This is a genomic window from Humibacter ginsengisoli (assembly GCF_054780095.1).
Genome location: NZ_BAAGWZ010000001.1, coordinates 162,789 through 174,077 on the forward strand (window position 1 = coordinate 162,789; position 11,289 = coordinate 174,077).

At 68.2% G+C, this 11,289-nt stretch carries 13 protein-coding genes; 8 read left to right on the plus strand and 5 right to left on the minus strand.

All coding sequences use genetic code 11. The annotated features are described in order from the left end of the window. Nucleotides 1-78: 78 nt before the first annotated feature. Nucleotides 79-252 carry a type II toxin-antitoxin system RelE family toxin gene (locus tag ACYVI5_RS00525; RefSeq protein WP_460578545.1) on the plus strand — a complete coding sequence of 58 codons (174 nt, stop codon included), beginning with the start codon at nucleotides 79-81 and terminating at the stop codon, nucleotides 250-252. Between the two features lie 154 nt (nucleotides 253-406). Then, nucleotides 407-859, plus strand: a complete 453-nt coding sequence (locus ACYVI5_RS00530; RefSeq protein ID WP_460578546.1) for a hypothetical protein — start codon at nucleotides 407-409, stop codon at nucleotides 857-859. Nucleotides 860-920: 61 nt separating this feature from the next. Here ACYVI5_RS00530 and ACYVI5_RS00535 read toward each other — a convergent pair whose 3' ends face one another. Further along, the gene (locus tag ACYVI5_RS00535) at nucleotides 921-1,658 is read right to left on the minus strand and encodes a YqjF family protein (RefSeq protein WP_460578547.1); all 738 of its coding nucleotides are present in this window, start codon (nucleotides 1,656-1,658) and stop codon (nucleotides 921-923) included. After that, entirely contained in the window at nucleotides 1,655-1,999 is a 345-nt protein-coding gene (locus ACYVI5_RS00540; protein WP_460578548.1) for a metalloregulator ArsR/SmtB family transcription factor, read from the minus strand. Before ACYVI5_RS00540 ends, ACYVI5_RS00535 begins: the two co-directional genes overlap by 4 nt. 230 nt (nucleotides 2,000-2,229) lie before the next feature. Here ACYVI5_RS00540 and ACYVI5_RS00545 point away from each other — a divergent pair, with 230 nt between their 5' ends. Together ACYVI5_RS00545 and ACYVI5_RS00550 are read left to right on the plus strand one after the other, a co-directional pair. After that, nucleotides 2,230-2,661 carry a PNPOx family protein gene (locus ACYVI5_RS00545; RefSeq protein ID WP_460578549.1) on the plus strand — a complete coding sequence of 144 codons (432 nt, stop codon included), beginning with the start codon at nucleotides 2,230-2,232 and terminating at the stop codon, nucleotides 2,659-2,661. A gap of 43 nt (nucleotides 2,662-2,704) precedes the next feature. Next, nucleotides 2,705-3,289, plus strand: coding sequence for an NUDIX hydrolase family protein (locus ACYVI5_RS00550; RefSeq protein ID WP_460578550.1), 585 nt, complete (start codon nucleotides 2,705-2,707; stop codon nucleotides 3,287-3,289). Between the two features lie 204 nt (nucleotides 3,290-3,493). On the opposite strand, the gene ACYVI5_RS00555 is transcribed toward ACYVI5_RS00550, so the two are convergent. Together ACYVI5_RS00555 and ACYVI5_RS00560 are read right to left on the minus strand one after the other, a co-directional pair. Then, nucleotides 3,494-4,777: a hypothetical protein gene (locus ACYVI5_RS00555; RefSeq protein ID WP_460578551.1), complete on the minus strand. Its 1,284-nt coding sequence runs from the start codon at nucleotides 4,775-4,777 to the stop codon at nucleotides 3,494-3,496. After that, on the minus strand, nucleotides 4,774-5,361 hold the full coding sequence (locus ACYVI5_RS00560) for a GNAT family N-acetyltransferase (protein WP_460578552.1): 588 nt from the start codon (nucleotides 5,359-5,361) through the stop codon (nucleotides 4,774-4,776). The genes ACYVI5_RS00555 and ACYVI5_RS00560 overlap by 4 nt, the downstream gene beginning before the upstream one ends. Nucleotides 5,362-5,458: 97 nt before the next feature. On the opposite strand from ACYVI5_RS00560, the gene ACYVI5_RS00565 reads away from it, so the two are divergent. The 4 genes from ACYVI5_RS00565 (at nucleotide 5,459) to ACYVI5_RS00580 (ending at nucleotide 9,182) form a co-directional block, all read left to right on the plus strand. Continuing rightward, nucleotides 5,459-5,941 (plus strand): FBP domain-containing protein, encoded by a 483-nt coding sequence (locus tag ACYVI5_RS00565; protein WP_460578553.1) that lies wholly within the window; start codon nucleotides 5,459-5,461, stop codon nucleotides 5,939-5,941. Nucleotides 5,942-6,023: 82 nt separating this feature from the next. Beyond that, nucleotides 6,024-6,413 carry a DUF2255 family protein gene (locus ACYVI5_RS00570; protein ID WP_460578554.1) on the plus strand — a complete coding sequence of 130 codons (390 nt, stop codon included), beginning with the start codon at nucleotides 6,024-6,026 and terminating at the stop codon, nucleotides 6,411-6,413. Between the two features lie 194 nt (nucleotides 6,414-6,607). Further along, on the plus strand, nucleotides 6,608-8,293 hold the full coding sequence (gene pgi, locus ACYVI5_RS00575; RefSeq protein WP_460578555.1) for a glucose-6-phosphate isomerase: 1,686 nt from the start codon (nucleotides 6,608-6,610) through the stop codon (nucleotides 8,291-8,293). A gap of 52 nt (nucleotides 8,294-8,345) precedes the next feature. Next, nucleotides 8,346-9,182: an SDR family oxidoreductase gene (locus ACYVI5_RS00580; RefSeq protein ID WP_460578556.1), complete on the plus strand. Its 837-nt coding sequence runs from the start codon at nucleotides 8,346-8,348 to the stop codon at nucleotides 9,180-9,182. A 293-nt stretch (nucleotides 9,183-9,475) separates the two neighbouring features. Here ACYVI5_RS00580 and ACYVI5_RS00585 read toward each other — a convergent pair whose 3' ends face one another. Continuing rightward, nucleotides 9,476-11,029 (minus strand): DEAD/DEAH box helicase, encoded by a 1,554-nt coding sequence (locus tag ACYVI5_RS00585; protein ID WP_460578557.1) that lies wholly within the window; start codon nucleotides 11,027-11,029, stop codon nucleotides 9,476-9,478. Nucleotides 11,030-11,289: the final 260 nt, after the last annotated feature.

Genomic DNA, 11,289 nt, shown 5'->3' on the forward strand with positions numbered 1-11,289 from the left:
GTCTTTACGCGAGTCGCCCGACGAGCTCTTGAACAGGACCTGCCAGAGAAAGTCGCGGCCGCCGCGTTCGAGTTCATCATGGGAGCACTGCGCGAGAACGCGCGCGGGCTCGGCAAGCCTTTGCGTGAGCCCCTTGCGCCTCTTTACTCCGCCCGCAGGGGCGAGTATCGCGTGATCTATCGCATCCTTGATCAACGCCTCATCGTCGAAGCCGTCTCCACTTCCCACCGTCGTGACGTGTACCACCGCTAATGAGCTCAGGCAGTTGCTTCGCCGGAGGTGGCAGCTAGTCTCGACCTGTGAACTGGAGCCTCGCCCTCTTCGCTCGGGCCGCTGGGTTGCTTCTGATCGCTGTCTCATGATCCGAAGTTCGCGTCGAGGCGGGCGGCACATCCTGGGATGGGCGGTGTCTCTGCTGGCGGTCGGCGCAGCGCTCAGTGGCTGCAGTTCGGGCGTCGGGCCGTCCCATCCGTTGTCGACCGAAGACGCGAACCCGAGTTCGTTTCGACCGCTCTACGACAAGACGCTGGCTGTGCTCGCCGAGCCGTCCGGGCCCGAGCTGCCGGCACTGCGGAAGCTCTTCCCACAGGAGCCCGAATCCGAACTCGAGAACGCGATCAGCCTGTGCGGGAACATCGATCCGGGAACCTTCAAGCTCCGCCTCCTGAATTCCCTCGACCCGTACCACATCATGACCGGCCACCTCACCGGCCGGAAACGCCACTCGTTGACGGACACCAGCTGTGGCCTGGCGCTGTTGTTGACTTCGAACTCGAATCCACAAGGAGGACGACACTGGGAGATCCAAGCCTGGTCGCTTCGGGCTACGTCGAGTCCGACACCGAGGCCGGACGAATGATGCCCCGTCTCGGCCGGTGACCCGGAGTCCGGCCGACCCTCGTGCGCGCGGTGCCGCGTGTCTACGCGTCGACCAGGTCTAGCTCGCCACCATCGAGAGCGGCACCGCGAGGGCTGCTGAGAACGAGGGGCAGATCGCGCATGATCACGACGCTGTCGAGCTCCGCGGCGCTGCCGGGCAGTGAGTCGAAGAACGACGAGCGGATCTCGTTGATGCGGCCCGGCTGTACCGCCCACGCGTTCGACGTGAGCTCGATGCGTTCGGCGCTGCGACCGTCGCGACGCGGGGACCAGCCGATCGTGCCATTGCGATAAAAGTCAGACGCAGCCTGGACGGTTGGGAAGAGCCGACTCGACCAGTCCTTATTGAGCTCGACATCAGCCAGTGCGTACGTGTCGCGGGCGTCCATTTCGACTCTGAAGCGCGTCGCGGTCTCCTCGAGTTTGAACCTGGCGTGTTTCTGTATTCCGGGGAATAACCGGCCCCCGGTGACTACGGGTAGCAGCGAAGAGCTGTGCCGCTCGAAGATGTAGACCCCCGATCGGGTTCGCCCGCGCTCGTCCCACTCCACGGCGATTCGGTGTGCGGCATTCTCCGTACGAATTCCGACGGGCGCCGCCAGCCATCCCGGCCGGACTGAGCGCATCCCGATGACGCAGAATCCACCGACAGCCCGATCATCGACCAGCTTCGGGCGGAAAGGTTGCGGCAGAAGCCGAGAGGCAACTGTCGGATCGATTGCATAGCTGATGAGAAGTCGACGACGCAGCTGTGCTTTGAGGGAGCCGAAGGCGCTCATGCCGTCGCCTCCGTCGGGCGGTCCCTGCGGGAAGAGGTGGAGCGTTTGCGCACCTCGCGTAGGACGATCTGCTCCGGGCACACCGTCGAGAGGAAGTCGCCGACAGACAGTGCCAGTCGGTCCCCGACAAGGGAGTAGAGGATGCGGTTCGCATCACGTCGCTCGGTGACGAGACCTGCCTGCCGCAGCACGCTCAAGTGACGCGAGATGGTCGGGCCGGTCGCCTTGAACCGCCCGGCGATCTCTCCTGCCGCCATCTCGCCGTCCTTGAGGTCTTGCAGGATCTGCCGCCGAGTCGGGTGGGCAAGGGCGGTGAATACGTCGCTCGCAGCATCAGTCACGTTAGCAATTTAGCACTAGTGCTAAATTGCGTCTAGCGTGATTGCTAGAAGCGAAGGGCATGAACATGCGTGCCGCGATGACTCGCGGCACAGAGTCCGTCCCGCTCGTCGGTGCACGACTGCCAGACTTCGGGTGCCTGGCTAGATTGCAATGGTCGCCGCGACGCAGATGCCGGAGGCCGTCGCATCCCGTCGATGCGTCGACCAACGCCAGGAAGGGGAGGCGACACATGGCAGCGATGAGCCGTTCCAAGCGCGGGTTTCTCTCCGTGCTGAACAACAGCCTCAACCGGGTGACGCGCAGGCTCGCCCGCCGTGGCATCGGGCCGTTCTCGCTCGTGCGTAACGTCGGCCGGAAGAGCGGAACGGTGTACGAGACGCCGGTGATCCTCGCGAAGGTGCCGGACGGTTTCGTGGCCGAGCTCACCTACGGCCCCGAGGTGCAGTGGTACCGCAACATCGTTGCTGCCGGTCGTTGCGAGGTCGTCTTTCGCGGCGAGGACTATGTCGTGACCGCCATCGAGCCGTATCCCGTCGAGCCTGGGCGCGCCGCATTCGGGTTCCCGGCAGCGGCGCTGCTCAGGATGCTGCAGCGCAAGGAGTTCCGCCTGCTGCGGTCGGATCTCCAATCCGTCGACCGAGGCGAGCCCAGCGGGACATGAGCCGCTGGGCGGGCGCAGCCACGGGCATCCGTAAGATCGACCCATGGAGGTGCGCACACCCGACCCCGACCCGGACGACCAGGCGTCGAACGACGGGGCGCTGCCCGGCGTCGGACCGGGCTGGCTCAGCGACATCGAGCTGGAGCAGGTGCGGCGGCGGATGCCCATCCTCTATGTCGAGGCCGTTCCCGTTCGAGTCGACGGGCTCGGCCAGGTCACCGAGGTGGGCCTGCTGCTGCGCGCCAACGCGGTCGGCGAGATCACCCGCACCGTCGTATCGGGCCGCGTGATGTACGGCGAGACCCTTCGTGACGCGCTGTTCCGGCACCTCGAGAAGGACCTCGGGCCGATGGCATTCCCGCAGCTGCCCGCGAGCCCTGTGCCGTTCATGGTCGCCGAGTACTTCCCGATTCCCGGCGTTTCCGCGTTCGACGACGACCGCCAGCACGCTGTGTCCCTCGCCTACGTCGTGCCCGTCACCGGCACGACCGAGCCGCGGCAGGATGCCCTCGAGCTCACCTGGATGTCGCCGGCCGAGGCATCCTCGCCGCAGGTCGGTGCCGACCTCGAGGGCGGCCGCGGCGCGCTCGTGCGCGCGGCGCTCGCCTCGGTCGGCGTGCTGCCGTAGGGGTCATGTGGGCGCCGTCTCGGAATTCCGGTCCGAAGTGGTCGCGAACTCGGCCGCGTGACGACACATTCGGACGGCAAGTCTCGCGGCCTCGAGACTTTCCTGTCCGCGGTTGCCGTTTCCGGCGCCGATAACGACCATCCCGGACAGGAACTTTGTCGATCAGCGGCGCCTTAGGCCGAGCTGGTGTCTACAGGCACAGGCTCAACCCGCGCCCGCGCCCGGCTCGGGTATCGCCGCGATGAGGCGCTCGGCGGTGTCGGGCGCGACAACGGAGCATCCCACCTCGTAACCGGATTCCGCGAAGGCCGCACGATCGGGCAGGTAGCCGGGCGCTCCGTTCGCGTAGCCGATGGTCAGGACGTGGGCGTTGGGGAACCGCGCCGCGACTTCGGCACGGAGCGCACCGAGCGGCTCGCCGGGGAACGCGACCAGCCGAAGCGAGTCGCCGACCCCGATCACCTGAACCTCGAGCGGTATGTCGGCATCGGATGCCCCGAGCTCCATCGAGTTGAAGACCGGATTGTGCTCTCTGCGCAGGCCCGTGATCCATTCCTCCATGGCAATAGCTGTCGGAGTGGCGGAGGGGCCTCGCTCCACCCCTCCCGCACGTCGCGCGGCCTGAACGACGACGGATGCCGTGGCGAGCGGCCCGGAATGCACTGCGGCTTGGTGCAGGTCGACCGGCACGACCGTGTCGAGCCTGAGATTGATCACGCCGGCTTCGCGACCGGTGGCGGCGATCTCGGCGATCCGGGCGACGATGGCGCCGGCGGCGCCGAGACCCACGCGTCGCGCCTCCCGGGCAGAACTCTCCACTCGCACCGGGTTCACATCGCCGGCGAAGCCCTGCAGGAACACGCAGACACCATCCGTTGCATCCTCGACGAGCGAGCGCAGCGGCCCGACGAAGTCGGGGTCGTACTGACGCCAGGCGTCGTCGAGCACGACCGGATGGCACGCGAGGTTGACGAGCGTGGCGACGACGCTGTCGTCCGCGGCCTGGAACACGACGAGATGCGCGTCGTGGTCGACGGGAGCTTCGGGATCACGGCGGCTTCGTCCGACCGCGACGCCGCCGACGACGTCCGACAAGACCCGCACCGGGGTGAGGTGTGAGAGAGCCTCCTCCACCACGCCGAACCCGGCTTGGGCGAGTGTCTCGACGAGCTCCGGTCCCGTCTCGAGCGTGATGTCACGTGGTCCGCAGTGCGTGTGCGTGCCCGCGACGAGCACGCGATGGGCGGGCATCCCGAGACGCGTCTCGAGCAGTTCGCGAAGGCGCGACGTGAGTCCCGCTCCGGCGTAGAGCAGGTCGAACACGACGATGGCGACTCGCACATCGCCGGAGGCGAGCACGACAGCGCGCACGGTGAGACTCGAGTTCGGGGCCGTCGCCTCGCGCGCATCCGCGAGATAGCCGCCGAGCGGAAGACCGGCATCCAGAGGCAGGATCGCGACCGCAGCGCCCGCCTCGTACCCGCTCATCCCTCGCCACCCTCGGCATCGTGCGAGGCGGAGCCCGGCCTGTCGACATCGCCATCGTGCGCAACCGCTGCCGTGCCACGACGTACCATCCGCACCTCACTCGCCGGCTCCCCGCCGAACGTGTCGACCTTCGTGGTGCCGTCCGGCTCGAAGCCGTTGCGCCGGTAGAACGCCTGCGCCCGCGGGTTGTCGGCGAGCACCCACAGGTACGCAGGAGAGTCGCCGAGCGCGGCATCCAGAAGCTGCTGCCCGGCGCCGGTTCCGTAGTGATCGCGTAGCACGTAAATGCCCTGCAACTCATGCGGTGCAGGCCCGTTCGGGTCGCGAGCCGGGCCCGCTGACGCCCATCCGACGATCCGCTCGCCCCTCGGCGTCTGCGCCTCGGCGACCCACACCGTGAGGCCGGAGGCGATGATGCGACGCCACCGCTCCGCACGCGCCTGAACGTTCAGCCCATCGAGCAGGAACGCCGAGAACACGTGGCCGTACGATTCGCGCCACGACCGCACGTGCACGCGGGCGATGCCCAGCGCATCCGCGGTCGTCGCCTTGCGGATGCTCACGGATGCCTGCTCCTCGGCCATACCAGGACGATAGTGCGACGTGCGAGCCGTGGGTGCGGCATCCGTGCACCGCCGTTATCCTGGGGCCGTCGTCGTGCCGAGACGGAATAGGAGCCGCGTGAAGCCGCTGACAGTAGAAGACATCCGTTCGTCGTTCGTGAACGCCACACCGGAACAACTGGCGAGATTGCCCATTCCGGGCATCCACGAGACGCTCTGGGACGAACGCGAGTTCCTCGGCTGGCGCGACCCGCAGGCATCCCACCTCGGTTACATCGTGCACTGGATGAACGACCGCCCCACCGGGATCGTCTTGCGCGCGGCAAGCGGCGGGCTGCGGCCGGGCATCGCGGCGATGTGCTCGTTCTGCCACTCCGCGCAGCCGGCGACGCAGGTGCGCATGTTCACTGCGCCGCGGGCCGGCGAGTCCGGGCGCAACGGCAACACGATCGGCTCCTACATCTGTGACGACCTGGCGTGTTCGCTGCTCATCCGCATCACCCCGCCGCACGCGCAGTCCGCTGAGCACATCGCGGAGCGAGCGGATGCCCTGCTCGGCCGGGTGCACAACTTCACCGCTACGGTGATGAAGACGGCGTAACCGGCTGCCTCGAAGGGGGTACTGGCGTTACCGGGAACGGTCCGCACTCCCGTTCACGCTCGCGGTGCAGTTGACTGGGGACATGACCCCGGAACAGAGTGGCTGGAGCGCCGCCGAGCTCGACGCGATCGGGCGATCGGACGAGTTGCAGATCGCCTCCCGCCGCGATGACGGCTCGCTGCGTCCCTACGTGACCATCTGGACGGTGCGCATCGGCGACGAGGTGTACGTGCGCTCCGCGTACGGCGCAACCAATCCCTGGTTCGTGCGGGCGAAGCGGGCCGGACGTGCGCGCATCCGTGCCGGAGGCGTCGAGCGCGACGTGACGCTGACTCCCGCCGACGACGTGGAGGGTGCGACGCTCGACGCCGAGTATCACCGCAAGTACGACCGCTACGGGCAGCGCATCGTCGGAACGGTCGTGGGAGAGAAGGCCCACCCGAACACGCTGCGCCTACAGCCCGAGGAGTGAACATGACAGTTCAATCGCCGCTATCGCGGCTGACGCCGCTCACCCGCTCAATCGCCTCGGCCAAGCGAGCAAGCTCGCTCGGCTCTCGGCTCAATCGCCGCTATCGCGGCTGACGCCGCTCAGTGGCTCAATCGCCTCGGCCAAGCGAGCAAACTCGCTCGGCTCTCGGCTCAATCGCCACTAGCGTTAACCGGGTGAATGCACCCGTCGACCCCACCACGACATCCGCCTGGGCAGAGCTCGAAGCCCACCGCAAAGCCTTCGCCCCTGACCTGCGCGGCTGGTTCGCCGCCGACCCGGGACGCGTCGAGCGACTGAGCCTCGAGCTCGCCGACCTGCACGTCGATCTCTCCAAGAACCTCGTGACCGACGACATCCTCGCTTCCCTCGTGCGCCTGGCAGAGCAGGTCGGCGTTGCCGATCGCTTCGCCCAGATGCTCGAAGGCCGCCACATCAACACCACCGAGGACCGTGCCGTGCTGCACACCGCGCTGCGCAGGCCCGCGGATGCCTCGCCCGAGCTGGTCGTCGACGGCCAGCACGTCGACCACGACGTGCACGAGGTGCTCGACCGCATCGCCGCGTTCGCCGATCGAGTGCGTTCCGGACAGTTCACGGGCGTGACCGGCAAGAAGGTCGCGACCGTGGTCAACATCGGCATCGGGGGCTCCGACCTCGGACCGGTGATGGTCTACGAGGCCCTCAAGCCTTACGCAGATGCCGGCATCGAGGCTCGCTTCATCTCCAACATCGACCCCACTGACCTGGCGCAGAAGACGTCGGGCCTCGACCCGGAGACCACGCTCTTCATCGTCGCGTCCAAGACGTTCACCACGCTCGAGACACTGACAAACGCTCGCCTCGCTCGAGACTGGCTGTGGGAGGGGCTGCAGGCATCCGGTGCCATCGGCGGCGACGAGCAGAGCAAGAAGGATGCCGTCGCCCACCACTTCATCGCCGTCTCGACGGCGCTCGACAAGGTCGCCGAGTTCGGCATCGACACCGACAACGCATTCGGCTTCTGGGACTGGGTCGGCGGGCGGTACTCGGTCGACTCCGCAATCGGCACGTCGCTGGCGATAGTGCTCGGACCGCAGAACTTCGCCGACTTCCTCGCCGGGTTCCACGCCGTCGACGAGCATGTCGCATCCACTCCGCTGGAGCGGAACGTGCCGGTGCTGATGGGCCTGCTGAACGTCTGGTACTCGAACCTGCTTGGCGCGCAGTCGCACGCCGTGCTGCCGTACTCGCAGCTGCTGCACCGCTTCCCGGCGTACCTGCAGCAGCTCACCATGGAGTCGAACGGCAAGTCCGTTCGGTGGGATGGTTCCCCGGTCACGACCACGACCGGGGAGGTCTTCTGGGGCGAGCCAGGCACCAACGGGCAGCACGCGTTCTACCAGCTGATCCACCAGGGCACCCGCCTCATCCCGGCGGACTTCATCGCATTCGCCGACCCGGCGTATCCGCTCAAGGACGGCGACCGCGACGTGCACGGGCTGTTCCTGGCGAACTTCCTGGCGCAGACGAAGGCGCTCGCGTTCGGCAAGACGGCCGAAGAGGTCGAGGCGGAGGGCACCACCGGAGCGCTTGTCGCCGCGCGCACGTTCCCCGGGAACCGGCCGACGACATCCATCATGGGTACGGCGCTCACGCCGAAGGTGCTCGGCGAACTGATCGCGCTGTACGAGCACATCACTTTCACGCAGGGCGTGGTGTGGGGCATCAACTCGTTCGATCAGTGGGGTGTCGAGCTCGGCAAGCAACTCGCCCTGCAGATCGCTCCGGCGATCGAGGGCGACGAGGCGGCGATCGAGGCACAGGATGCCTCCACCCGGGCGCTCCTGGACTACTACCACCAGCACCGGTCCGGTCAGTAACACGGTGTCGCCGGCGTCGCGCGGCTGCGGCGCCGGCCCTACCGTTGTCCCCATGGCAGAGGAGAACAACGGCAAGGTCTGGTTCATCACGGGCACCTCGCGCGGCTTCGGACGCGCGTGGGCGGAAGCAGCGCTCGAGCGCGGTGACCGGGTCGCGGCGACAGCGCGCGACGTGGCATCCCTCGACGATCTCGTCGAGAAGTACGGCGATCGGCTACTGCCCGTGCAGCTCGATGTCACCGACCGGGAGGCGGACTTCGCGGCGGTGAGGGTCGCGCACGACCGCTTCGGACGGCTCGACGTCGTCGTCAACAACGCGGGATACGGGCACTTCGGATTCATCGAAGAGGTGACGGAAGACGAGGCGCGCGCGCAGCTGGAGACCAACGTCTTCGGCGCGCTCTGGGTGACGCAGGCCGCGCTGCCGTATCTGCGCGCGCAGGGCAGCGGCCACATCATCCAGGTCTCGTCGATCGGCGGGATCACCGCCTTCCCGCTCGTCGGCATCTACAACGCGTCGAAGTGGGCTCTCGAAGGCTTCAGCCAGGCGCTCGCGCAGGAGGTGGCATCCTTCGGCATCCACGTCACGCTCGTCGAGCCTGCGGCGTTCGCCACCGACTGGGCGGGATCGTCGTCGAAGCACTCGGCAGAGTCCCCTGACTATGCCGACGTGCATCGCGCCGTGGCCGAGAGCCGCAAGCAGCGCAACTCGACGCCCGGCGACGCGGAGGCATCGGCCGCGGCCATCCTCAAGGTCGTCGACGCCGAGGAGCCGCCGTTGCGTGTCTTCTTCGGGTCGGGTCCGCTCGCGCTGGCGAAGGCCGACTACGCGGCCCGGATCGCAACGTGGGAGGAGTGGCAGTCGGTCGCCGAGCTCGCGCAGGGGTGACGCCGGGCGCTCGCCACTGAATCATCACGGACGGGCCGAGACTTGACGCGAAAGCGTGGGTCTCGGCCCGTTCGCGCATTTTCCGATCGGTTGGCGGACGGCTCTTGCGCTGGCCTATTCCTAGAGCTAGGGCCAGCACGCGGGTGTCCGATCGCAGACCGTGCTCGGCGCCTCTCGCCGTTCATAACTCAGGAATTCAAGCAGAGGCCATCGACCGAGCCCGCGAGAATACGCGGGACCGAGAGGCCGCGGTGCTAAGCGGGCCTGAGTTATGAACGGAGGAGGCGGCAGCCTCAGCCCTGGGCGCGGCGCGGACCGCGGCCGCGACCGGTGCCGCCGTTCGGACGCACGACGTCGCCCACCCGGTACCCGGTACGACTCTGCGGAGCGCCGCCGCGGCGCCCGGCCGGCTGCTGCCCGCCGCGACGTGGCGACTCGCCACCGGCCTGCGCACCGTTCGCGGACTGGGCGCCGCGACTGGACGCAGCCTGGCCGGCGCGCGCTGGCTGCGAGCCACGCCCGCCCGCCTGCTGCGAGCGGGCATCCGCTCCGCCCGACGCGCGGCCGCGACGACGGCCGCCGCGTGAGGCGTCGAGCGCCTCGGCGACCGTGCGGCTGCCGCCCTTGGCCGCGCGCTGCGGTCGCTGCTGTGCAGCCTTCGGCGCCGGCTTCACGTAGGGAGCCACCTCGCCCACGAGACGCGCCACCTCGGGCGACGTCGCCGTCACGGGCAGGGGGGTCGCCGCGATGGCGGCCTTGCGCAGCACGACGCGCAGGTCGTCCTTCTGCGTGGGCAACGCGATTGTGACGACGTCTCCGGTGGCACCGGCGCGGGCGGTGCGCCCGGAGCGGTGCAGATACGCCTTGTGCTCCGCCGGCGGATCCACATGCACCACGAGCTCGACGTCGTCGACGTGAACGCCGCGGGCTGCGACATCCGTCGCCACCAGCACCCGCACGCTGCCGTCGCCGAACGCGGCGAGGTTGCGGTCGCGTTGCGGCTGCGACAGGTTGCCGTGCAGATCGACGGCGGGGATGCCCGACTCGGTGAGCTTCTTGGCCAGTCGCTTGGCGTGGTGCTTGGTGCGCATGAACAGGATGCTGCGCCCCTTGCCGGATGCGAGCGCCTGCACGAGATCGTTCTTCGACTCGACGCTGTCGACCTCGAACACGTGGTGCGTCATGCGGTCGACGTGGCTTGTCTCGTCGTCCACCGAGTGCAGCACGGGGGAGTGCAGGAACCGCTTCACGAGCTTGTCCACTCCGTTGTCGAGCGTGGCCGAGAACAGCAGCCGCTGACCGGATGCCGGTGTCTTGTCGAGGATGCGCGTCACCACGGGAAGGAACCCGAGGTCGGCCATGTGGTCGGCCTCGTCGAGCACGGTGATCTCGACGGCGTCGAGCGAGACGAAGCCCTGCTTCATCAGGTCTTCGAGACGGCCGGGGCAGGCGACGAGGATGTCCACGCCCGCTCGCAGCGCATCCACCTGCCGCTTCTGGTTGACGCCGCCGAACACAGTGGTGGTCGTCAGGCGGTAGGCGGCGGCCAGCGGCTCGAGTGCGGTCGCGATCTGCGTGGCGAGCTCGCGTGTGGGGGCGAGCACGAGGGCGAGCGGATGCCCGGCCCTGCGCTTGCCGCCGGCGAGCGTCGTGCCGAGTCGCGCGGCGATGGGCAGCGCGAAGGCGATCGTCTTGCCGGATCCGGTCTTGCCGCGGCCGAGCACGTCGCGCCCGGCGAGCGTGTCGGGAAGCGTGTCGGCCTGGATCGGGAACGCCTCGACCTTTCCGTCGCGTTCGAGCACGGCTACGAGGGGCGCGGGTACGCCGAGGTCGGAGAAGGAAGTCATGGGGTGCCTTTCGGGCAGCCGTCGTGGCGCGCACGACGGAAGTGTGGCGAAGGCGCCGGGTGGCGCATCCGTTCGCCGTGAGAAGGAATCGAAAAAGCGAGGGTGCCGGCGTGCGGTGTGCACGGGCTGTCTCGCGAGCTGATGCGCTCTGACGACGCAGGCGTGTCCCGACAGCGGGAACGCAAGAGCCACCAGCGTATCAGGCTTGCGCGTGCTGTAACGCCGAGAGTGCACGCCCACCCCGAGACTGCGGTCGTTAC